Origin of the sequence: Sphingosinicella terrae, from assembly GCF_003347635.1 — a bacterium.
GTDB classification, from domain to species: domain Bacteria; phylum Pseudomonadota; class Alphaproteobacteria; order Sphingomonadales; family Sphingomonadaceae; genus Allosphingosinicella; species Allosphingosinicella terrae.
This window is the reverse complement of the sequence record NZ_QDFY01000001.1, coordinates 400,416-421,800: the sequence shown is the minus strand read 5'-3', so window position 1 is coordinate 421,800 and position 21,385 is coordinate 400,416. Positions and strand designations below refer to the sequence as shown.

Genomic DNA, 21,385 nt, shown 5'->3' with positions numbered 1-21,385 from the left:
CAAAGCTACCGATCAAGTCATTCGCGAGATCAGAGCGGCGAGACGGCGACCGAAATGATGTCGCGATAGATTCCGGCGCGACGGTCGGAGACGTCGCCGATCTGGAAACGGACGGCGAGCGAGTCCTGATGCATGTTGGGCGTGGTCCCGGTATACTCGCCGCGTCCGCCCGAAAGCGTGATCGACTGGCCGCCGAGGGCGAGGCCATAGGACACGAACCAGTCGGTACCGGGCAGGACCAGACGGCCGTTGTTCATCGATTCGAGCGTCAGCTTGTAGGGGCCCGTGCTCTGGACCCGCAATTGCAGCGGCACTTCGGCCACGCCTTCCTGGAGCTCGCCGAGATCGACCTGCGCCTGACCGTTGTTGAGGCGGAAGGCCCCCGACAGGCCCAGCGTCGCGGACGGAAGCACGTCGACGCCAAGGACGAGTTGGCGGCTGGTGATCGGAACGCCTTCCAGATCCTCCGCCTGGAGCTCGACGCGCTGCTCGTGCAGTCCCGATCGGGACAGGCCGGCCTCGTCGACGATGAGGCGGTACTGGACGACCTGCTGGCCGCGCGGCGGCACGGCGACGCTGCGGCGGCTCACTTGACGCCGGGTGCGACCGCCGACCGGTGTCGCGTCATAGCCGCCGAAAAGGTCGACCACGCCGTAATTGGCGCGGCCACCCGAGATGGAACGCAGGCCGAACGGCTCCTGATCGAGGATGAAGATCGGGTAGAAGACGCATTCCGCGTCGCCGTCATTGGTGAAGATGAGGTCGAAATTGCCCGACGGCTCGTTGTTCGCGAAAGGATCGTAGCCGTTGATGATCCAGCTCGAAGGGTTGGCGTCTATACGCAGGCGACACGAGGCCTGCTGGGCCTGGGCCGGAATCGCCAGCAGCAGAGCCGCGGCGGCGGCGGCGGCGATTTTCAATGGATGACCCATCATCGACTCTCCTGAGCTGGTCTGCCGAACGTTACCACTTCGAGATTGACGAGGCCGTCTGAATTTTGCGGCACCTCGAACTCGAAGGTCCGCGGATCCCCGTAAACCTCGACACGGTAGCGTCGCCCGGGCAGCAGGTTGGCGATGGCGAAACGACCGACGGAATTCGTGAAGAAGGGCACCGGTTCCGTGACCGGCTCGCCGATGGCGGTCACGCGCCCGCCGACCAGCGAGACCGGCTGGTTGTTCGGGAGGCGCAAGGTCCCGATCGCGCTGACGAAGGCGTCGGTGCCGACGCGATAGGCATAGCCGCTTCGATAAGGCGGCCGCACCCGGACCACGCCCGGCCCGACATCGTAGCCGGCGGGCGGATCCTCGACGTCATACTGCACCGACTGGCGGATATAGGAGCCGAGGAAGTTGTTCACGGCCGCGCCAAGGTCGCCGCTGCGCCCGATATAGTCGTTGCTGGCGAGCGACTGGCCGGCCACGACGCTGCGGTCGCCGAGATTCTCGTGCGGATAGAGCAGCATGAAGCTGTCGTTGATCCGCCGCCCGACTCCAAACACGCCATCGGCGAACGCGATCGAGGTGCCGACGCGCGCGGTCGTGACATTGAACTCGCCGAAGGAGGAGAGTCCCTGGCCGAAGGCGGCGTGACTGATCGAGGCATCGAACCGGTTGGCCGTATAGTCGGCAAAGGCCTGGCCCGTCAGATCGCCATCCTGGCGGGTGACCACTCCGCCGAAGCCCAGGCTGCCGAGCTGGTTCAGCCCGGTCTGGACGTAGGAGAGCTCGGCCGTGTCGGTGCTGCTCTGGTAGCGCGCCTCGGCACGGCGTCGGTAGCCGGGTTGGAACACCACCGCGACGCTGAAGCCGAGGCCGTTGGTATCGGCGAAGGCCGTCGGATATTTGGTATAGTCGATACCGCCGCGAAGGCTCCATTCGGGCGAGATTCGGTAGTTGAGCTGCGCGCCCATACGGTAGCTGTTGCCGACGGTATCGCGGCCCCGGATGTAGGACGCGTTGAGCAGCAGGGTCAGATTGTAGCTGATCGACCGCGTATACTGGCTGCTGAGGCTCCACGAGGTCGAGTTCAGCGCCTCGGGATTGCCGAGGCTGGCGAAGTTGCGCGAGAGATAGTCGGCGCGGATCGTGAAGGTGTCGATCAGGCCGCCACGGTCGATCAGGTGATCGTAGGCGACGCCCGCGGAGAAACCCTCGCCGACGTCGCGCGAATGGCTGAGGCCGCCATCGACAAGGATGCGGCCGCCGTTGCGAAGAACGAACTGGGTCTGGCCGGTAAGGGTCTGCACCTGCCGGCTGGCCTGCAAGCCGACGCCAATGGCCGGCCGGTTGAAGAAGGCCTTGCGGAAGAAGCCGGAGAAGGCGACCGGGCCATCATAATCGGGCGAGCGGCCGAAGGTCCGGCTGGTCGGGCCGATATAGGCGGCATATTCGTAGTCGCCCGGATCGAGATCGATCGGGTCGAGATAGGATTGGTAGTTCAGGTTCTGGACGAAGCCGCTGCTGTCGCGGACCTCGATCTGGATGTCGTTGCTGCCGGTGAGCAGCGGCAGCGAACTGAAATCATAGGATCCGGGGTCGAGCCGCAATTCCCGGTAGAGCACGCCGTTGCGCAGGAAGCGCACCGTCGATTCCCGCTGAAGGACGAGCTGCCGGTTCGCCTGGAGGACGGCCGAGCGGAAATCGTTGAAGCGGCGGCGCTGGCGCAGGACGCCGATGCCGCCGATCTGGACGAATGTCTGCTGCCCGCGCGTCTCCGGATCGAGATCGCCGAGAAACCAGCGGCGGAACTCCTCCGGCTGGTCATAGACGAGCCGCGCATAATTGCGTTCGAACTGGTAGCGCGAGGCATTGAGGCCGAGTTCCTCGGCGAACTCGCCGTCGCCTTCGAACACCACTTGCCCGAATCGCAGCGCGCCGTTGAAATTAAGGGTCGGCCGGGTGAGGTCCTCCCTCTCCCAGAAATAGCTGCCGACGACGTTGACGTTGAGGTAGCCGGAGAAGCCCGCCGGCTCGAGCGCGACATCATCGCGGTCGTCCGCGGGCGGCGAGAAGAGCTGCTCGACCGCGCGCTGGCTGGGATCGATGAGCAAGACGACGACGGAAAGGCTGCCCGGATCATATTCGAGCGAGACGCCGGTCGCCGCCAGGTCCTCGACGGAAAAGGTGGTCAGCGTCCCGAGCTGGCCGGCGATGCTCTCCTGCGCAGGCGGGTTGAGCAGCGGACGGATCAGCCGCAGGAACGTCTCGGTCTCGACGAGCAGCCGATCATCGTAAGTCAGCCGGACGGGTATGTCGCCGAGATTGCGGTTCCGGAAGGTGAGCGGCACCGTCATGTCGATGTCGCGCTCGTAGGGATTGATGTCGGGCCGACCGTGACGTCCGATCGGCACACGCTGCTGGCCCACCGTCGGCAGCGGCACGCTCGTCTGCGGCTGATCCGCGGGCGAACCGTCCGGCGCGGCCGGCGCCGCACTCTGCGGCGGGCGCACTTCCTGCGCCGGCGGCGGGGCCGGCGGCTCCTGCCGCGGGTTGGGCAGAGGCACCGAAACCTGGGCATGGCCTTCCGCCGCCCAGAGGGCGGACAGCGCGACCGCGCAGAGAAGGCGGACCGACCGCGTCACCGTATGAAGCTGAGTCGGATGGGCTCCGAGCCGAAGGCGTCGACCAGCGGCAGCCGGAAGGTACGCTCTCCGAGCGCCGGCACGTAACCGGTGCCGAGGGTGCGATTGAGCTCTTCGGGCGTCACTTCGATCCGCACCCGCTCGCCGGTGGCGCTGGTCCCTTCGAAACGCCAGCCGAGCCCGGCCATCATCGCATGGCGACGACCGCTATTGCGCAGGACGACCTCGACGCCGGGCACGGTCGGCGGCAGCGGCGCCCCCTCGCTCTCCGCCGGCGGCTGGAACTGGATCGGCCGGACGGCAAGGGCCTCGACATTGGGGGTCGCGCCGGGAGGGGCGACGACGACGAGCGCCTTCATGTGGTAGACGATCTGGACCTGGGCGCCGACGCCTTCGGCGGCCGACGGGTCGAGCGACACGGGAAGCTGCCGCACGGCGACATAATAAGCCTGGGAGGCGGCGAGATCGGCGTCGCCGACCCATTGCAGTCGGACGACCTGGCGCCCGCCCGGCGGCAGCACGCCCTGCGGCGGGAAGACGAGGAATTCCTCGTCGGCCGGCGTCTCGACGATGTTGCCGTTCTCGTCGAAATTCATGCGGGTGATACGGGTCTCGAAAGCGAGGTTCGCCTGATTGAGATTCTGCACCTCGAGCCGCGCGACCGCATTGGAGCCGCGGGTCTCCATCTCGAGGACCATGGGCGAGACGCGCATGGCATAAGCGGTGGCGGAAGCGATCACCGCCAGCACCATCGCCGCAAGGGCCGCGCGCCAGGCGCGAGAGATATACAGATACGCTTTCATCTTCCCCATCCCGCTCGAGAAGCCGGCAACCGAGGCACGGCAGCCATTGGCGCGCCCGTGCCGGTCTGCCGGTTCATCGCCCCAGGAACGCGGCCCCCCACCCGTTCCGGCCGATGCCCTAGCCCGCGAAAAATGAAGGAAGGGGAAAGAACGCGCTTTCCCCTTCCTCCTTGGATCGAGCTTTCGATCAGAGCGCCTGCAGCGTGAGCGTCAGGGTGTCGGTGTAGTTGCCGGCGACCAGGGCCTTGGCAGCGACCGGAGCCTCGATCTCGAGCTCGAAGTCCGAACGCCACGCGCCCTGGCTGATCGTGTTGCTGCCCTGAGTGGTCGCAACGTTCAGCGCCTGGCCCTGGCCGGGGCCGACCTGGTTGAGGCCGATGCCGGTCCAGGACGCCGCCACCTGGTAGGGGATGTTCGCCTGGAACTCGTCGCTGTCATAGCCGCCCGGGTTCGCGTTCACCATGCCGGCATTGCCGTTGGTCTTGGCGAGCGAGACGGTGTTGTTGAAGTTGCAGCCCGCGGTCAGGCTCTCGATCTCGGCCTCGGCCGGGCCGACCATCTCGAACGCGTCGCTGACATTCTCGTTGTTGCCGGTGCGGACACCGATCACGCCGAAGTTGATGTTGCGGGCGCTGGCGCTGTTGCCGGCGTAGAACGAGCAGTCGCGATTGACCGAGCCGCTCAGGTTGAAGGCGACGCTCACCGTCGGGGTGGCCGTCTCCGAATCCGACGGAGCGTCGGCGGTGGCGGTGTAGCGGGTGCCGACACCGAACAGGATGGCGCCCTCGAATGCCGCCTGGGCGAGACCGCCGAGGAAGCCGCTCGGGTTGGTCAGCGTGACACCGCCGAAGACCGGAACGGTTGCGGCATAATGGCGCTGGTTGGTCTGCGCAGCGGCGGTGCCGGCAAAGGCGACCATGGCGATGGCGGCGACGGTGCCGCGGAGGATCTTCTTCATGACTGTCTTCCCTCTTCAGTGGCCGGCCGGCGGAATTGCCGGGGAGGCCGTCTCAACTTCACTTCTCGGGCGTGCGGAGAGAGCCGCCGCCGTCAGCTGGGCGTGATCGTTATCTCGATCGTCTCCCCGTATTCGCCGGCCAGAAGTCCGGCTTCTCCCGAAGGCCGTCCCAACGAGACGCTCAGAGCGAGCCCGTCGGTGGCGATGCCGCCTTCGCTGGAGATCGTGCGTCCGGCGCCCCTGAGTTCGCGGCCCTCGAACGTGCGTTCGACGACCGACGCCTGCGGGCGGCGGACCGGCATCATCACCCCGATCGTGTAGGGGAGCGTGCCGGAATAAGGCCCCTGGCCCGACGGCATCTGGAGATGCGCGAGACCGCCGTTGCGGGCCTGGATGCTCATGTTGAAGGGAATGTTGCAGCTCAGCTCGACCCGCGCCGTCGCCCCGAGGCCGGCGCGATTGATGTTGCCAAAGTCCATGTCGGAGATGCTGCCCATCTGGCAGCGCTCGGAAATCCTTCCCTGCACCGCCAGGTCCAGCGAGCGGACATTCTCGATGTCGGCAGCTGCGGCGGACGCAGGCAAAGCAAGAACGGCCAGCGCCGCAAGTGCGATACGCATCTGTCTTCCCCAATACTGGCCGGCGGAGGCGAGGGCGTAAGCTGCCGTCGGCGATCGGGAGATGCGCGTCGAAACGTGCTTCCCCCCCCAAAACGTAAACAAAGAATTACCGCGACTCGCCGGGTTGGCGCATCCTCAGAATTGATGAGACCACACCGATAGCGGCGGCGGCGGGCACGCCGGCTCAAAGTGGGACGGGGGCGCAGCCGTTCGTTACAGGCGCGAATCAACCGATTTTGCGGTGGTTAAACCGGCATTAACAGTTTAAGTGTTTGATTGGGGAAAGAGCCGGCCTGTCCGGCCGGTCCGCACGGGGGGCAGGCTTGAACGACTATCAGATCGCCGGCTCGATCGCCGCCGGCAAGCGCCACATCGCCGTCGCCACCGCCGCGCTTGCCTGCCTGGACGCGCATATCCGGCCCATGGCCATCGTCGACGAGGAGTTGAGGCTGCTCTGGACGAACCAGCGCGCCAGCGATCTCTTCCGCGAGACGACGGAGCTGGACGACCGCGGCGGCTTCCTGACACTGGAGAATCCCGACCATCACGCGCGGCTGACGGCGCTGGTCAGCCGGAGCGGGCCGGATCTGATCACCTATTGCATGCCGCTGGCGAGCGGCGCCGGTCACCTGCTGATCCGCGCCCGGCGCCTCGACTGCGGCGAAACGGTGATGTTCGGCATCCAGATCACGCGCACCGACTCCGACGATCACGACATATATTATGACCTGGACAAGGCGTTCGGACTGACCGCCGCCGAGCATCGGGTTCTGCTGGCCCTGCTCACGGGCAAGGACGCCGATAGATTGACCCGTGATCTCGGCGTCTCGATCGAGACGGTGCGGACCCACATTCGCAACATCTATGCGAAGCTCGACGTGAATTCGCGCGAGAAGCTGTTCGCGAAGGTGCAGCCGTTCAGGATCTGAAGGCCCTCGCCGTCAGCGAACCCTCGCGCCGCCGCAAGCACGCTGATCCAACGCAGTCGGGGCTCGCCGCGGCTCGCACTCGCAGCGGGAAGCTGGCCGAGACATACCGGTCCCGGAGAACCTTCGGCCACGGGTAGCGATCGGCTCGGGGTCAGGGCATCCGGCCGCGGACTCGCGCGGCGAGGGAGCGGAGCCGATCGACATCCTCCGGCCAGACGGCCACCTCGGCCTCGATCATCAGCGCGACACTCTCGAGCTCGTGACGGACGATATTGACCCACGGATCGTCGCCGCCGGGGCCGAGCATGTCGGAGGCGCGCTGAAGCAGAGTCTTGAGCGAGGGGTCGAGCCCGGGCGCCTGCGCGGCGCGCTTCATCTCTTCAGCGAGTGCCATGGCCAACCGCGCAATCGAATCCGAATGCCCTCGCCTGCGCGCCCGACGTCGAGGCGCTTTGGCATCCAGGGGAAATAAACCAGCGAACATCACCAATATTGGTGAGCCGCCTGGGTGGGTCAAGCCGCGCCATGAACTCGTCATCTCCTTGCCCGGACCGGCGCTCGCTTTCGCCTATAGTCCCGCCGCGCCGATTGTTTGCCTCGCCCGAAGGCCGCATGCCGACGCGCCATCCGGGCCATCGTCCCGAAACGGCACCCCTTCATCTCACACGGATCGTTAGCGATTCCTTTACGCCGACGTCACGACAATGGCGGCCTGTGCCCGACCGCCGAATCGGCCGGCGGTGGCGCCGTCGGCGTCGAGGGCGGATCCGGCTTTGCCTTCACGGAGACGCGAAGTGTTCGAAATCGAGGTCCAGAACGAGACCACCCAGACCCAGCAGACGATCCGCTTCGTCGCGGTGCCGCGCATCGGCGAGGGCGTCCGCCTGCAGGACGTGAACGGCTTCTGGACGTCCTACGACGTGCTCGACGTCTGGTACCAACGCTCGGCGTTCGGCGACGTCTGGGTCCCCTACATGCATGTCCGCAAGTCCGCGGAGATGGCTTCGGGACCGGCAGGCGGCGGCGACTATGAGCGGGTGCCTTCGCCGATCGCCGACGAAGCGCAGGTCGATGCGCGCAGCGCCGCCTGAAGCGTCCCGATACCACGATCAGTCGACCCGGCGGATCGTCTCCTCATAGGTGGCGACGGTGAGGCCGAAGCGGCGGAAGGTCATCCGGTTGTGGGCGGTTCGGCCGCCGCGATGCAGGGTGATGGTCTGGTCCACCGAGATGTTCTGATTGGTGCGGTAGCGCAAGCGAAGGACATTGCCTTCCATCTCGCCGGTCACCGGCCCACGGCCGTCGGTGACGGTGCCGGTGAACCGGTTCGGGCCGCTTCGCACCAGCCGCCAGCTGCGGCTGCGCGGCGGCTTGCCTTCCTCCTCCACCACCTGGTCCATGATCAGGGCGCCGTCCCGCGCCATCCGGCCCTGGGTGCGCACGCGCACCCGGTGCGGGCGCGACAGGATCATGTCGACGGTGCCGACGCTCTCCATGCGGCCGACGAAGAAGTGCTCGGGAGGCGGCGGCGCCGCCGACTGGACGACCAGCAGCGCGCCAATGAATGCCAGCATGCCCAAGAAGCGCCCCCTTCCCTGCAACCGCGATCGTCGCCGCGACCTTTGCGGGCAGGCTAACCGAGCGCGCTGGTCCTGGCCAGCACCAGCGGGCGCCGGAGCGGACCGTGGCTAGACCAGCCGGCTCTGCTTCACCGCCGCCTGGATGAAGCTGGCGAAGAGCGGGTGGGGATCGAAGGGTTTGGACTTCAGTTCGGGGTGGAACTGGACTCCGATGAACCAGGGATGGTCGGGCCGCTCGACGATCTCCGGGAGCTCGCCGTCGGGGCTCATGCCGGAGAAGACGAGGCCGCCCTGTTCGAGCGCTTCCTTGTAGTGGATGTTGACCTCGTAGCGGTGGCGATGGCGCTCGCTGATCGTGTCGGAACCGTAGATGGAGCGCACGACGCTGTTGCCGGCCAGCTTCGCCTCATAGGCGCCGAGCCGCATGGTGCCGCCGAGATCGCCGCTCGCCTCGCGCTTCTGCAAGCCCTCCGCGCTCATCCACTCGGTGATCAGGCCGACCACCGGCTCGTGGCATTCGCCGAACTCGGAGGAGCCGGCACCCTCGATGCCGGCGGTGTTCCGCGCGCCCTCGATGCACGCCATCTGCATGCCGAGGCAGATGCCGAAGAAGGGCACCTTGCGTTCGCGGGCGAAATGGACCGAGGCGATCTTGCCCTCGCTGCCGCGCTCGCCGAAGCCGCCGGGGACGAGGATGGCGTGCATCGGCTCCAGCGCCGCCGCGATCTCGGATTCGGCGCTCGAGAACAATTCGGCGTCGAGCCACTTGATGTTGACCTTGACCCGGTTGGCGAGACCGCCATGGACCAGCGCCTCGGTCAGGCTCTTATAGGCGTCCTGCAGGCCGACATATTTGCCGACGACGCCGATCGTCACCTCGCCTTCCGGATTGAGCAGCCGGTCGAGCACGTCGTCCCAGCGGGCCAGATCCGGAGTCGGCGCGTCGTCGATGCCGAAGGCGTGGAGGACCTCCGAATCCAGCCCCGCCTCGTGATACTGGGCCGGCACCGCGTAGATGCTGGCGGCGTCGAGCGCGGGAATGACGGCCTCGGTCCGGACGTTGCAGAACAAGGCGATCTTGGCCCGGTCGCTGTCCGGCAGCGGCCGATCGCAGCGGGTGACGAGGATCTCCGGCTGGATGCCGAGCGACGTCAGCTCGCGCACGCTGTGCTGGGTCGGCTTGGTCTTCAGCTCGCCGGCGGCGGCGATATAGGGGACGAGGGTGGTGTGGATCGAGACGGTGTCGCCGCGCCCGACCTCGTTCCTCAACTGGCGGATCGCCTCGATGAAGGGCAGCGATTCGATGTCGCCGACGGTGCCGCCGATCTCGCAGATGATGAAGTCGCATTCCGGATCAATGTCGGCCCGGATGAAGTCCTTGATCGCGTTGGTGACGTGCGGGATCACCTGGACAGTCGCGCCGAGATAGTCGCCGCGCCGCTCGCGCTGGATGATTCCCTGGTAGATCCGGCCCGACGTGACGTTGTCGCTCTGGCGTGCGGGCACGCCGGTGAAGCGTTCGTAATGGCCGAGATCCAGGTCGGTCTCGGCACCGTCGTCGGTGACGTAGACCTCGCCGTGCTGATAGGGAGACATCGTCCCCGGATCGACGTTGAGATAGGGATCGAGCTTGCGCAGCCGCACCTTGTAGCCGCGCGCCTGGAGAAGCGCCGCCAGACTGGCGGCCATCAGGCCCTTGCCAAGAGATGAGACCACGCCGCCGGTGATGAAAATGAACCGCGCCATGGGAGGGCAGGCTTAAGCGGAGGGCGAGGATTCGGGCAAGCCGCCGAATCGATTTTTTATTCCGGATAAAGGGCGTGAACGGGCTCGGCCCGAGGGAAAGGCGGCCTTTCCGGCCGCAATATGCCGGGTTTCGGGCCTTCCGCCGCCGCGATCGAGGAAGCGAGGCCGGCGGAAATCGGAAACCTATTGCGCGATCGGAACGCCGCTCTGATTGCCCTGGGCGGGCGCGGCCGGCGTCGCGGGCGCCGCGGCGGGGGTGCCGGGCTGGGCGCCGGGAACGGCCTGCGGGTTCGGCGTGAACGGGCTCGACTGCCGCTCCGTGGGAGAGCCAGCGGGCGCCGGCGCCGGCGTCGCCAGGCTCGGATCGATCTCGCGCGGGCCGCGCGTGCCGGCGGCGAGAGCGGCGAGAACGATCGACAGGATGACGAAGATGGTCGCGCTGATCGCCGTGGTGCGGGTCAGGAAATCGGACGCCCCGCGCGCAGTCATCAGTCCCGACGGGCTGCCGCCGGTGAGCCCGCCGCCCTCCGAACGCTGCATCAGGATGACCGTGATCATCACGATGGCGACGAGCGTCTGGACGATGAGGATGAAGGTGAACATGCGGGGGCTTTCCGGAAAGGCAGGTCGGCGCGCGACTTAGGGTATCGCAGGACGCTTCTCAAGGGCGGGGTTAGCGCAGGAGCCTCCGCGCGGCGAAGGCCCGGCAAAAGCGCGGGGACGAGCACCCGTCTCAGGACCGCGCCGCGGCCTCGATGATGGGGACGAAAAGGTCCGCAGTGAGACTGGCGCCGCCGACGAGGGCGCCGTCGACATCGGCCACGGCGAAGATCTCGGCGGCGTTGTCGGCCTTGACCGAGCCGCCGTAGAGGATCCTGGTCCTTTGCCCGGAATCGCCGAAACGGCCGACGAGGTGACGGCGGATCGCCGCATGCATTTCGCCGATGTCGGCGGGTGTGGCGACGTTGCCGGTGCCGATCGCCCAGATCGGCTCGTAGGCGAGGACGAGCTCGCCCTCCTCCCACGAGTCCGGGAGCGAGCCTTCGAGCTGACGCTCGACGACGTCGACATGGCTGCCGGCGGCACGATCGAGCGCGCTCTCGCCGACGCAGACGATGGTGACGAAGCCGTGACGCAGCGCGGCGACGGCCTTGCCGCGCACGGCGACGTCGCTTTCCTGCTGCTCGGCGCGGCGCTCGCTATGGCCGACGATCGCCATGCGGCCGCCGGCCTCCTTGATCATCGCGGCCGAGACGTTGCCGGTATGGGCGCCGCTCTCCTCGGCGTGGCAATCCTGGGCGCCGATGACGATGGCGCCGCCGGCCCGGGTCACCGCCGGGGCGATCAGGGTGAAAGGCGGGCAGACGGCGACGTCGACGCCGCCCGCGGCACGGGCCGCCTCGGCGATCGCGTGCAGCTCGGCGAGCTGGGCCAGGTTGCCGTTCATCTTCCAGTTGCCGGCGACGAGCTTGCGGCGGACGTGCATCGATCCTCCTCGATTGATCCGATGCCGCATAAGCGGGTTCGCCGGAAAACGGGAGAGGCGAATGTCGGCGGCGGATCCGCGGTCGGACGGCTCCGACCGGCCCGAGCTTGCCGCGGCCCGGCGGCTTTCCTATGAGCCGCGAAACCGTTTCGAGGACCTTCATCCATGGCTGCTACCCGTCGCTTCCGTTCCTGGACCGCCGGAGCGATTCTGTTCCTCGCCTTGCTCGCCATGGTGGTGACCGGATTCGGCACGGGCGGCATTGGCGACCTGGGCAGCCTTTCCGGCGGCGGCTCCGGCACGCCGCTGGCGCGGGCCGCGAGCGGAACGCTCACCGAGCAGGAGGTCAACGACGTCATCAGCCGCGAATATCGGCGGGCGCGCCAGGAGCGCCCGGACCTCGGCATGGCGGAATTCGTCGGCCAGGCCTTCACCCCCATCGTCGACCAGCTGGTGCTGGCGCTGGCGGTGCAGGCCTTCGGCCAGGATCAGGGCCTCACCGTCTCCGATGAGATGATCGACCGCGAGATCGTCAACATCCCGGGCTTCCGCAACGTCGCCGGCCAGTTCGACGCGAGCATCATGCGCCAGGCGCTGCAGGCGCAGAACATCACCGAGCCGCAGCTGCGCCAGGACATCGCCCGATCGCTGATGCAGCGGCAGCTGCTCGGCCCGATCGCGCGCGGTGCCGCGGTACCGGAAGGCCTTGCCCGTTCCTACGCCGATCTGCTGCTCGAGCGCCGCCGCGGCACGATCGGCGTCGTCCCCACCGAGCTTCTCCAGGCCGGCATCGAACCGACCGATGCGGAAGTCACCGCTTTCTATCAGCGCGCCCGCGGCCGATTCGTCGTCCCGGAGCGACGAGTCATCCGCTATGCGATGATCGGGCCGGAGCAGGTCGCCGCACAGGTGCGCGCCACCGACCAGGAGATCGCGGCTCATTATCAGCAGAATGCCGCCACCTACGGCCCGCGCGAGACCCGCGACCTCCAGCAGATCGTGCTTCCGGACCAGGCGGCGGCGCAACGCTTCGTCCAGGCGGTTCGCGGCGGCACCAGCTTCGTCGCGGCGGCCCAGGCGGCCGGCTTCAGCGAAGCCGACATCAGCTCGGCCAATCAGACCCGCGAGCAATTCGCCGGGATCACCACGCCCGAGGTCGCCAATGCCGCCTTCGCCGCGGCCCAGGACGCCGTCGTCGGCCCGATCCGCAGCCCGCTCGGCTTCCATGTCGCCCGGGTCGAGCAGATCAACCGCAGCCCGGCGCGGCCGCTCGAGACGGTGCGCGCCGAGATCGTCCAGGCGATCGAGCAGCGCAAGCTCGCCGAGGCGCTCGCCGGGGTCGTCGGCCGTGTCGAGGAACGGATAGCGGACGGCGCGAGCCTCGAGGAAGCGGCCCAGTCGGAGCGGCTCCAGATCGTCACGACCCCGGCGATCACCGAGACCGGCCAGTCGCCGGACCAGCCCTTCACCGTCCCGCCGGAGCTGCAGCCGCTGCTGCGCAGCGCGTTCGAGATCGATGCCGAGGATCCCGAGCCGGTGGTCGAGCAGATCCAGCCCAACCAGCGCTACGCCCTCGTCGGGATCGAGCGGGTGGTGCCGGCCGCACCGCCGCCGCTGCCCCGGATCCGCGACCAGGTCCGTGCCGAGCTGATCCAGCAGCGGGCGCTCGAGCGCGGGCGCGCGATTGCCGACCAGATCGCCCAGCGCATCAACGGCGGAATGGCGCCGGCGGAAGCCTTCGCCCAGGCGCAGCCGCGCATGCCGGCGCCGGAAGCGCTCGAGATGCAGCGCCTCGACATCAGCCGGGCGGGCACGCAGACGCCGCCGCCGCTGCTCACCTTGTTCAGCCTGCCTCAGGGCCGGGCGCAGGTGATCCCGGCGCCGAACGGCCGCGGCTGGTTCGTCGTCCACCATGCCCAGCGCACGCCCGGAGACGCCTCGAGCCGGCCCGAGCTGATCGCGACCACGCGCAACGAGTTCACCAGCTCGGCGGCAGCCGAGATGGCCGAGCAGTTCGCCCGTGCGCTCGAGCGCAGCGCCGAGGTCGAGCGCAATCCCGAGGCGATCGAGGCCGCGCGCCGCCGGCTGGTCGGCGGCCTGGCGGAGTAAGGACGGCGCGGGCGCCCCTTCCCTGCGCCCGCCCGTCGCCCGTCGCGCGATGATCCTGGTCGTCGACAATTATGACAGCTTCACCTGGAACCTCGTCCAGTATCTGAAGGAGATCGGAACCGAGGTGCGGGTGGAGCGGAACGACGCGCTGACCGCAGCCGAGGCGCTGGCGAGCGGCGCCGCCGCCATCCTGATCTCGCCCGGCCCCGGCACGCCGGAGCAATCCGGCATCTCGCTCGACGTCGTGGCCGCCTGCACGGCGGCGCGGCGGCCCTTGCTGGGCGTCTGCCTGGGCCACCAGGCGATCGGCCGGCATTTCGGCGCCCGGCTGGTCCGCACGGCACCGATGCACGGCAAGACGAGCGCGGTCCGCCACGACGGTACCGGCCTCTTCTCCTGCCTGCCCTCGCCGTTCACCGCGACCCGCTATCATTCGCTCGCGCTCGATCCCGGCGACCTGCCGGACTCGCTCCTCGTCAACGCCACCGCCGAGGACGGGACGATCCAGGGCCTGCGCCACCGCGCGCTGCCGATCCACGGCGTCCAGTTCCACCCGGAAAGCATCGCCAGCGAGCATGGCCATGCCCTGCTGAGACGCTTCCTGGAGCTTGCGCGAGAGGCCGAAATCGCAGGCGCTTGACAGCCTTCTCCCTGTTCCGTACACGTTCCGTATACGTTCCAGAGGGGGACCGACATGCTGACCCGCAAGCAACACGAGCTTCTTCTGTACATCAACGAGCGCCTGTCCGAGACCGGCGTGTCGCCCTCGTTCGAGGAGATGAAGGACGCCCTCGACCTCAAGTCGAAGAGCGGCGTCCACCGGCTGATCTCCGCTTTGGAGGAGCGCGGCTTCATTCGCCGGCTGGCCAATCGCGCCCGAGCGCTCGAGGTGCTGCGGATGCCGGAGACCAAGGCTCCGGGCGCCGCCGCCGGCGTCGGCAGCCAGGCGGGCGTTTCGCAGAGCCTGCCACGTGCCGCCAACGACATCATGGACATCCCGCTTCACGGCCGGATCGCCGCCGGGACGCCGATCGAGGCGCTGCAGGGCTCCGAGACCTTGCCCGTCCCCGCGGCCCTGCTCGGCCCGGGCGAGCATTATGCGCTGGAGGTGGCGGGCGATTCGATGGTCGAGGAAGGCATTCTCGACGGCGACTATGCGCTCATCCGCCGCCAGGACACCGCCCGCGACGGCGAGATCGTGGTCGCGCTGATCAACGACGAGGAAGCGACGCTGAAGACCTTCCGGCGCGAAGGCCAGATGATCCGCCTCGACCCCGCCAACCGCCATTACGACCCGCAGCGCTACGCGCCCAACCAGGTCAAGATCCAGGGCAAGCTGGCCGGACTCCTGCGGAGATATTGAGGGGGCGGAGGCGCTTTCGTTCCCTCCCCTCCCCTCCTAAGCCCTCCCCTTGATGGGGAGGGTTTGGGTGGGGTGAGCGCCGGAGTCGGGAATGATGGTCAAATACCGCCCTCCAGAAGGCAGTACAGCGCGAGCCCGCGGACTCCGCAGCATTCCCACCGAGGCCGAGAAGGCCATGTGGAACCTCCTGCGCGCCAATTTTCGGGACATGCATTTTCGGCGCCAGGCGCCGATCCGGCGGTTCTTCGCGGATTTCGTGTCACATCGCGCTCGGCTCGTGATCGAAGTCGATGGCGGCCAGCATGGGGGCGAGAAGGATCGTCGCCGGACGCGGACGATCAATGGTCAAGGCTATCGCGTGGTTCGATTCTGGAACAGCGATGTGCTCGGCAACGACGACGGCGTCGCAATCGCGATTGCCGAAACCTTGCAGGAGCGCCACCCCACCCATCCCTCCCCATCAAGGGGAGGGCTTAACAAGGGAGTGCCGTAGCGCGTTTCAGCCTGATCTCCTGGCGTTGTACCAGCCGGCCTCCGCCTCCCCCGCCTTGCGCCTCCCGTCGCCCGTCCCTAGCTAGACTCTGCGGACCGGGCCCCTCTGGCAGCGTCTACGCTGCGATGTCGGACCGCGGAGCCATGCTCGGGGCGTCTTCTCTTCCGTTGGCGCGCCGACCGGTGACACGACACGGATCAGGAGCCTTCGATGACCGACAATCCCGCCATGAACTGTCCCGTCTGCCGCGTGCCGCTCGTCATGAGCGAGCGCCAGGGAGTCGAGATCGACTATTGCCAGCAATGCCGCGGCGTCTGGCTGGACCGAGGCGAGCTCGACAAGATCATCGAGCGCAGCGCCCGCGATCTGGCGCCGCCACCGCCGCCTCAGCAGAGCGCGCCGCCGCTGCATCAGCCGCGTCCGGGCCGCCACGATCATGACCGCGACTATCATTACGGCCACAAGAAGCGGCGCAAGTCCTTCCTCGAGGAGCTGTTCGACTGACCTCGCGACGCTCGCGCGAGCGGACAGAGTCGGCCGTTCCCCGGGATCAATCTGCCCAGGGGTGACGGCCGACCTGGCCGGCGACGGTCGCCAGCCGCGGCCGTTCGCCGAGCGTCAGGCTGAAGCCGCCGGTGCGGCGCAGGAAAGCGCGGTCGGCCCTCAGCCAGCGCGGCGCGCAGGCGCGCGGCAGCAGGCGGTCGGCGATGACGATGTCGGCGGCGGCGCAGGCGCGCACCATCTGGTCCCAGCGAACGAAATGGCGCGAGCGGGTGACCAGGATCCGCCAGCGCCGGCCGACACGATCGACATAGACGGCGCACAGCTCCGGGCTGCAGGCGACGGTCGGCAGCCCCTCGAGCTCGCGATATTCGGGCTCGGCCCCGGCCAGCTCGGCCAGCGTCTCGCGGACATAGTCGCCGGCTTTGGGCCGCAGCAAGGCGAGGCCCCCGGTCGGGGTGCGCAGGACGAGGTGCCGGCCGTCGCCGGTGGCGATGACGTCCGGCGGCGGGACGCTGAACGCCCATAAGGCACCGATCGCGGCTGGAAGGATGCCGAGCCGGCGCCATCCGGTTCGCCACAGGCAGATCCACAAGCCCCCGGCAACGATCAGAGCGAAGGCGCCGCGCGGCATTGCCGGCAGCAGCGCCACCGCCCCCGGCGCGTTCGCCGCCGCATGGGCGAGCCAGACCAGGAAGGCGAGCGCCCTCCCGGTCAGCCACCAGGCCGGCGCCCCCAGGCCAACCAGGTCGAGCAGCAGAGCGAGCGCCTCCAGCGGCATGATGACGAAGGTGGTGAGCGGGATGGCGACGATATTGGCCGCGGCGCCGTACAGCCCGGAGCGGTGAAAATGGAACAGGGCGATCGGCGTCAGCGCGAGCTCGACCGCGAGACCGGTCAGCGCGAGGCCGAGCAGGAAGCGGCCCGTCCGCGCGGCGGCGCCTTCGTCGCGGCGGGAGAGCAAGGCCTGGATACGCGGATTCTCGTGCAGCGCGACGATCGCCACGATAGCGGCGAAGCTCAGCTGGAAGCTCGGACCGGCCAGCGATTCGGGCCAGAGCAGGAGGACGGCGAGCGCGCCGACCGCGACGAGGCGCAGGGTCAGCGCGTCGCGGCCGAGGGCGATGCCGGCGAGGACGAGCAAGGCGGCGATGCAGGCGCGCACCGTCGGCACCTCCGCGCCGGTGAGCAAGGTATAGGCGATCCCGGCGACCGCTCCGGCGAATGCGGCGATCACCACCAGGCGGAAACGCAGCGCAAGAGCCGGGCTGAGCGCGAGCAGCTTCAACGTGAGCAACATCACCGCGCCGACCGCAGCGGTAAGATGGAGGCCGCTCACCGACAGCAGATGGGCGAGCCCGGATCGGCGCATCGCCTCCGCATCCTCCTCGGGAATGCCATATTGGTCGCCCGTCGCCAGGGCCGCGGCGATTCCCCCCTCGGCGCCGCCGCCGATCGAGTCGCGGACATGACTGGCGAGCGCGTCCCGCCATCCGGCGATCCGGGCGCGCCACCCCCGCGAATCGGGCGGTGCGACGATCTCGATCTCCAGCGCCCGTCCGGTCCCGCCGAGCTGCTGGAACCAAGCGGCGCGGGCGAAGTCGTAGGCGCCGGGCGCGGCCATGGGCGGCGGCGGCATCATCCAGGCGCGCAGCCGGATCCGGGCGCCGGCGTCGAGCCCGGCCGGCACGTCCTCCTCGTCGACATTGACCCGCAGCCGGGCGGCCAGAGCGCGATCGTCGGGGGCGACGACCAGCCGCCGCGTCCCCTCGGCAGCCATTCGCTGCACGCTCACGACCAGCGCCGTCGTCTCGACGAGCCCATCCCGTGCCAGTCTTGGCGCCGTCACCCGTTCGGCCTTCCACCAGACATGGCCGCAGCCGATCGCCGCGGCGATGGCGAACAGGCACAGGGCCCGGCCGGCACGCGTCGCGCCGGCGAAGGCGCCCGCGCCGAGCGCGAGCGCCGCCGCGCCGGCAAGGACCGCGATCCAGCCGTTTCGGTCGGGCAGCCAGAAATAGAGAGCGATGCCGAGGATGAGGCCGACCGGCAGCCAGAGCGGCAGCTGGTCGCGTTCCGACTCGAATCGGCGCTCCATCGACGCGGCCAGGCCCCGGGCCGCCAGGGCCGCGCGCGCTGCGAGAGAGGGGCCTGTTTTCGCCGGCGCGAGCGTGCTCATGGCTGCCGGCTTCCGCCGGGCTGACTCCCTATGCTAGGGCCCCTCGCGTCCCCGGTCGCCATGACCTGTGCATCCTTGGAGAAAGCCTGCGTGAGCGCAAGCCAAGTCGTCACCCGCTTCGCGCCGTCCCCGACCGGCTTCCTGCACATCGGCGGAGCGCGCACCGCCTTGTTCAACTGGCTCTATGCGCGCCATCATGGCGGCCGCTTCCTTCTCAGGATCGAGGATACCGACAAGGCGCGCTCCACCCAGGCGGCGATCGACGCCATCCTCGACGGGATGAGCTGGCTCGGCCTCGACTGGGATGGAGAGACCTATTTTCAGTCGCATTTCGCCGAGCGCCATGCCGAGGTCGCCCACCAGCTGCTCGAGGCCGGCCACGCCTATCGCTGCTACATGACCGGCGAGGAGCTCGCCGCCGCGCGCGCCGACGCCGAGCGCGAGCGCCGGCCGTTCCGCATCCAGAGCCCCTGGCGCGAGCGCGGCGCCGGCGAGGCGCCGGCCGACCAGCCTTGCGTCATCCGGCTGAAGGCGCCCCGCGAAGGCGAGACGGTGATCGAGGACCAGGTCCAGGGCCGGGTCGCGGTCCAGAATGCCGAGCTGGACGACTTCATCCTGCTTCGCTCGGACGGTTCGCCCACCTACATGCTCGCCGTCGTCGTCGACGATCACGACATGGGCGTCACCCACGTCGTCCGCGGCGACGACCATCTCAACAACGCCTTCCGCCAGCTCGTCATCGTCCGCGCCATGGGTTGGCCCGAGCCGGTCTACGGCCACGTCCCGCTGATCCACGGCCCGGATGGCGCCAAGCTGTCGAAGCGGCACGGCGCGCTCGGCGTCGAGACCTATCGCGACGAGCTCGGCATCCTGCCCGAGGCGTTGTTCAACTATCTGCTCCGGCTCGGCTGGGGCCATGGCGACGACGAGATCATCGCCCGCGACGATGCGGTCAGCTGGTTCGATCTCGGCCATGTCGGCCGGTCGCCGTCACGCTTCGACACCAAGAAGCTCGAGCATCTCAATGCCCATTATATCCGCGCTGCCGATCCCTATCGCCTTGCCAGCCTGATCGACCACAAGGTGGAGGGCGCGCTCCGCCGGGGGCTCGACGCGAGGGACATCGATCTGCTCGCGCGGGCGATGCCGCAATTGACGCCACGTGCGAAGGATCTCAACGAGCTGGCCGACGGCGCCCTCTTCCTGTTCAGGCCGCGCCCGCTGGACATGGACGAGAAGGCCTCGTCTTTGCTAGACGGCGACGCGCGGGACCTGCTCGCCCTCGTACACGACGCCCTCGGGCGACTGGAGACGTGGGATGCCGAAACGAGCGAGCAGGCCGTGCGGGAGGTGGCTGAGGCACGAGCGGTGAAGCTCGGCCAGGTGGCGCAGCCGCTGCGGGCGGCGCTCACCGGGCGGGCGACCTCGCCCGGTATCTTCGACGTGCTTGCGTTGCTCGGGAGGGAGGAAAGCCTCGCGCGCATCGCCGACCAGATGACCAGGAAGGAAAATTGAGATGGCGGACAAGGCCAGCCTGACGATCGACGGCAACGGATTCGATTATGACGTGCGGTCCGGCACGACGGGCCCGGACGTGGTCGACATCCGCAAGCTGTATGCGCAGACGGGCGTGTTCACCTACGATCCCGGCTTCACGTCGACCGCAAGCTGCCAGTCCCAGATCACCTATATCGACGGCGACAAGGGCGTCCTTCTCCACCGCGGCTATCCAATCGACCAGCTCGCCGAGCATTCGACCTTCATGGAGGTCGCCTATCTGCTGCTCAACGGCGAGCTGCCGAAGCAGGAGGAGCTGGAGAGGTTCACGCGCACGATCACGCGCCACACGATGCTGCACGAGCAGCTCGCCACCTTCTATCGCGGCTTCCGCCGCGACGCCCACCCGATGGCGATCATGTGCGGCGTCGTCGGTGCGCTGTCGGCCTTCTACCATGACAGCACCGACATCACCGATCCCAAGCAGCGGATGATCGCCTCTCACCGGCTGATCGCCAAGATGCCGACGATCGCGGCCATGGCCTACAAATATTCGCTCGGCCAGCCGTTCATGTACCCGCAGAACGACCTGTCCTACACCGGCAACTTCCTGCGGATGACCTTCGGCGTCCCGGCCGAGCCCTTCGAGGTCAATCCGGTGATCGAGCGGGCGATGCGGCGCATCTTCATCCTGCATGCCGATCACGAGCAGAATGCATCGACGTCGACCGTCCGGCTGGCGGGATCGTCGGGCGCCAATCCGTTCGCGTGCATCGCCGCCGGGATCGCCTGCCTGTGGGGCCCGGCCCATGGCGGCGCCAACGAGGCCGCGCTCAACATGCTGCGCGAGATCGGTCGCCCGGAGCGTATTCCCGAATATATCGCCCGCGCCAAGGACAAGGAAGATCCGTTCCGGCTGATGGGCTTCGGCCACCGGGTCTACAAGAATTACGACCCGCGCGCGAAGGTGATGCAGAAGACGGCGGAGGAGGTGCTGAACGCGCTCAATATCTCGGATCCGGTGCTCGACACCGCCCGAGAGCTCGAGCAGATCGCGCTCAAGGACGACTATTTCATCGAGAAGAAGCTCTATCCCAACGTCGATTTCTATTCGGGGGTCATCCTGTCGGCGATCGGCTTCCCGACCGAGATGTTCACCGCCTTGTTCGCCCTCGCCCGCACCGTCGGCTGGGTCGCCCAGTGGAACGAGATGATTTCCGATCCCGACCAGAAGATCGGCCGCCCTCGCCAGCTCTACACCGGCTCCGCCCAGCGCGACTACCTGCCGGTCGATCGGCGCTAGGCGCCGTTGGAGGCGTACCGCGCCTCCGGAGAATGCCCTCCGAGCGCCAGACAGTCTCGGCGCGGCGCCGATCGCGGCGCCGCGCCTCCTTGTTCTTGCCGTGCTCTCGTCCGCGCCATGCACGATGCGGTTCCGGAACAGGATCTGGAGCCGGATTTGGCGCGGCTGCCGGCCCTGCCGCGGTCGGGGATGGTGCTCGCCGATATTTCCGCTCTATAGTCCAGCGCTGTCATAG

General features: G+C 68.2%; 20 protein-coding genes. 9 read left to right on the top strand and 11 right to left on the bottom strand.

All coding sequences use genetic code 11. The features are described 5' to 3' along the window. Window positions 1-29: 29 nt before the first annotated feature. The 5 genes from DDE10_RS23700 to DDE10_RS01995 form a co-directional block, all read right to left on the bottom strand. Window positions 30-935, bottom strand: coding sequence for a hypothetical protein (locus DDE10_RS23700; RefSeq protein ID WP_284734384.1), 906 nt, complete (start codon window positions 933-935; stop codon window positions 30-32). After that, on the bottom strand, window positions 932-3,583 hold the full coding sequence (locus tag DDE10_RS02010; RefSeq protein WP_284734383.1) for a hypothetical protein: 2,652 nt from the start codon (window positions 3,581-3,583) through the stop codon (window positions 932-934). The genes DDE10_RS23700 and DDE10_RS02010 overlap by 4 nt, the downstream gene beginning before the upstream one ends. After that, entirely contained in the window at window positions 3,580-4,386 is an 807-nt protein-coding gene (locus tag DDE10_RS02005) for a fimbrial biogenesis chaperone (protein ID WP_114951039.1), read from the bottom strand. Before DDE10_RS02005 ends, DDE10_RS02010 begins: the two co-directional genes overlap by 4 nt. A 187-nt stretch (window positions 4,387-4,573) precedes the next feature. After that, window positions 4,574-5,344 (bottom strand): hypothetical protein, encoded by a 771-nt coding sequence (locus DDE10_RS02000; protein WP_114951038.1) that lies wholly within the window; start codon window positions 5,342-5,344, stop codon window positions 4,574-4,576. Between the two features lie 92 nt (window positions 5,345-5,436). Next, a complete protein-coding gene (locus DDE10_RS01995; protein ID WP_114951037.1) occupies window positions 5,437-5,964 on the bottom strand; it encodes a hypothetical protein in 528 nt (175 codons plus the stop codon). A 323-nt stretch (window positions 5,965-6,287) separates the two neighbouring features. Between DDE10_RS01995 and DDE10_RS01990 the strand changes: the two genes are divergently transcribed. Continuing rightward, complete coding sequence (locus tag DDE10_RS01990; protein ID WP_114951036.1) at window positions 6,288-6,893, top strand: helix-turn-helix transcriptional regulator; 606 nt, start codon at window positions 6,288-6,290, stop codon at window positions 6,891-6,893. A gap of 151 nt (window positions 6,894-7,044) precedes the next feature. Here DDE10_RS01990 and DDE10_RS01985 read toward each other — a convergent pair whose 3' ends face one another. Continuing rightward, window positions 7,045-7,287 (bottom strand): Rossmann-fold NAD(P)-binding domain-containing protein, encoded by a 243-nt coding sequence (locus tag DDE10_RS01985; protein ID WP_114951035.1) that lies wholly within the window; start codon window positions 7,285-7,287, stop codon window positions 7,045-7,047. Window positions 7,288-7,687: 400 nt separating this feature from the next. On the opposite strand from DDE10_RS01985, the gene DDE10_RS01980 reads away from it, so the two are divergent. Next, window positions 7,688-7,984, top strand: coding sequence for a hypothetical protein (locus DDE10_RS01980; protein ID WP_114951034.1), 297 nt, complete (start codon window positions 7,688-7,690; stop codon window positions 7,982-7,984). Between the two features lie 18 nt (window positions 7,985-8,002). On the opposite strand, the gene DDE10_RS01975 is transcribed toward DDE10_RS01980, so the two are convergent. From DDE10_RS01975 to tpiA, 4 genes are all read right to left on the bottom strand, one after another. Then, a complete protein-coding gene (locus DDE10_RS01975; protein WP_114951033.1) occupies window positions 8,003-8,467 on the bottom strand; it encodes a DUF3833 family protein in 465 nt (154 codons plus the stop codon). Window positions 8,468-8,581: 114 nt separating this feature from the next. After that, window positions 8,582-10,219, bottom strand: coding sequence for a CTP synthase (gene pyrG, locus DDE10_RS01970; RefSeq protein ID WP_114951032.1), 1,638 nt, complete (start codon window positions 10,217-10,219; stop codon window positions 8,582-8,584). Window positions 10,220-10,402: 183 nt separating this feature from the next. Next, window positions 10,403-10,822 (bottom strand): preprotein translocase subunit SecG, encoded by a 420-nt coding sequence (gene secG, locus DDE10_RS01965; RefSeq protein WP_114951031.1) that lies wholly within the window; start codon window positions 10,820-10,822, stop codon window positions 10,403-10,405. 130 nt (window positions 10,823-10,952) lie between these two features. After that, window positions 10,953-11,705, bottom strand: a complete 753-nt coding sequence (tpiA, locus tag DDE10_RS01960; protein ID WP_114951681.1) for a triose-phosphate isomerase — start codon at window positions 11,703-11,705, stop codon at window positions 10,953-10,955. Window positions 11,706-11,870: 165 nt separating this feature from the next. Here tpiA and DDE10_RS01955 point away from each other — a divergent pair, with 165 nt between their 5' ends. The 5 genes from DDE10_RS01955 (at window position 11,871) to DDE10_RS01935 (ending at window position 16,174) form a co-directional block, all read left to right on the top strand. After that, window positions 11,871-13,814 (top strand): peptidyl-prolyl cis-trans isomerase, encoded by a 1,944-nt coding sequence (locus DDE10_RS01955; RefSeq protein ID WP_114951030.1) that lies wholly within the window; start codon window positions 11,871-11,873, stop codon window positions 13,812-13,814. A gap of 49 nt (window positions 13,815-13,863) precedes the next feature. Then, the gene (locus tag DDE10_RS01950) at window positions 13,864-14,454 is read left to right on the top strand and encodes an anthranilate synthase component II (protein WP_114951029.1); all 591 of its coding nucleotides are present in this window, start codon (window positions 13,864-13,866) and stop codon (window positions 14,452-14,454) included. 54 nt (window positions 14,455-14,508) lie between these two features. Further along, the gene (lexA, locus tag DDE10_RS01945) at window positions 14,509-15,177 is read left to right on the top strand and encodes a transcriptional repressor LexA (protein WP_114951028.1); all 669 of its coding nucleotides are present in this window, start codon (window positions 14,509-14,511) and stop codon (window positions 15,175-15,177) included. Window positions 15,178-15,268: 91 nt separating this feature from the next. Continuing rightward, entirely contained in the window at window positions 15,269-15,670 is a 402-nt protein-coding gene (locus DDE10_RS01940; protein WP_114951027.1) for an endonuclease domain-containing protein, read from the top strand. A gap of 210 nt (window positions 15,671-15,880) precedes the next feature. Next, complete coding sequence (locus tag DDE10_RS01935; RefSeq protein WP_114951026.1) at window positions 15,881-16,174, top strand: TFIIB-type zinc ribbon-containing protein; 294 nt, start codon at window positions 15,881-15,883, stop codon at window positions 16,172-16,174. A 46-nt stretch (window positions 16,175-16,220) separates the two neighbouring features. Here the strand turns inward: DDE10_RS01935 and DDE10_RS01930 are convergent, their stop codons facing one another. Then, window positions 16,221-18,350: a ComEC/Rec2 family competence protein gene (locus tag DDE10_RS01930; RefSeq protein WP_114951025.1), complete on the bottom strand. Its 2,130-nt coding sequence runs from the start codon at window positions 18,348-18,350 to the stop codon at window positions 16,221-16,223. Between the two features lie 60 nt (window positions 18,351-18,410). Here DDE10_RS01930 and gltX point away from each other — a divergent pair, with 60 nt between their 5' ends. Next, window positions 18,411-19,865 carry a glutamate--tRNA ligase gene (gltX, locus tag DDE10_RS01925; protein ID WP_284734382.1) on the top strand — a complete coding sequence of 485 codons (1,455 nt, stop codon included), beginning with the start codon at window positions 18,411-18,413 and terminating at the stop codon, window positions 19,863-19,865. Between the two features lies 1 nt (window position 19,866). Further along, on the top strand, window positions 19,867-21,150 hold the full coding sequence (locus tag DDE10_RS01920; protein ID WP_114951023.1) for a citrate synthase: 1,284 nt from the start codon (window positions 19,867-19,869) through the stop codon (window positions 21,148-21,150). The last annotated feature ends 235 nt before the right edge of the window (window positions 21,151-21,385 follow it).

Bases quoted from the DNA above. Each gene is read 5' to 3' on its own strand.
- DDE10_RS23700 (WP_284734384.1), bottom strand. From the start codon at position 935: ATGATGGGTCATCCATTGAAAATCGCCGCCGCCGCCGCCGCGGCTCTG.
- DDE10_RS02005 (WP_114951039.1), bottom strand. From the start codon at position 4,386: ATGAAAGCGTATCTGTATATCTCTCGCGCCTGGCGCGCGGCCCTTGCG.
- DDE10_RS02000 (WP_114951038.1), bottom strand. From the start codon at position 5,344: ATGAAGAAGATCCTCCGCGGCACCGTCGCCGCCATCGCCATGGTCGCC.
- DDE10_RS01995 (WP_114951037.1), bottom strand. From the start codon at position 5,964: ATGCGTATCGCACTTGCGGCGCTGGCCGTTCTTGCTTTGCCTGCGTCC.
- DDE10_RS01985 (WP_114951035.1), bottom strand. From the start codon at position 7,287: ATGGCACTCGCTGAAGAGATGAAGCGCGCCGCGCAGGCGCCCGGGCTC.
- DDE10_RS01975 (WP_114951033.1), bottom strand. From the start codon at position 8,467: ATGCTGGCATTCATTGGCGCGCTGCTGGTCGTCCAGTCGGCGGCGCCG.
- pyrG (WP_114951032.1), bottom strand. From the start codon at position 10,219: ATGGCGCGGTTCATTTTCATCACCGGCGGCGTGGTCTCATCTCTTGGC.
- secG (WP_114951031.1), bottom strand. From the start codon at position 10,822: ATGTTCACCTTCATCCTCATCGTCCAGACGCTCGTCGCCATCGTGATG.
- tpiA (WP_114951681.1), bottom strand. From the start codon at position 11,705: ATGCACGTCCGCCGCAAGCTCGTCGCCGGCAACTGGAAGATGAACGGC.
- DDE10_RS01955 (WP_114951030.1), top strand. From the start codon at position 11,871: ATGGCTGCTACCCGTCGCTTCCGTTCCTGGACCGCCGGAGCGATTCTG.
- DDE10_RS01950 (WP_114951029.1), top strand. From the start codon at position 13,864: ATGATCCTGGTCGTCGACAATTATGACAGCTTCACCTGGAACCTCGTC.
- lexA (WP_114951028.1), top strand. From the start codon at position 14,509: ATGCTGACCCGCAAGCAACACGAGCTTCTTCTGTACATCAACGAGCGC.
- DDE10_RS01940 (WP_114951027.1), top strand. From the start codon at position 15,269: ATGATGGTCAAATACCGCCCTCCAGAAGGCAGTACAGCGCGAGCCCGC.
- DDE10_RS01935 (WP_114951026.1), top strand. From the start codon at position 15,881: ATGACCGACAATCCCGCCATGAACTGTCCCGTCTGCCGCGTGCCGCTC.
- DDE10_RS01930 (WP_114951025.1), bottom strand. From the start codon at position 18,350: ATGAGCACGCTCGCGCCGGCGAAAACAGGCCCCTCTCTCGCAGCGCGC.
- gltX (WP_284734382.1), top strand. From the start codon at position 18,411: ATGACCTGTGCATCCTTGGAGAAAGCCTGCGTGAGCGCAAGCCAAGTC.
- DDE10_RS01920 (WP_114951023.1), top strand. From the start codon at position 19,867: ATGGCGGACAAGGCCAGCCTGACGATCGACGGCAACGGATTCGATTAT.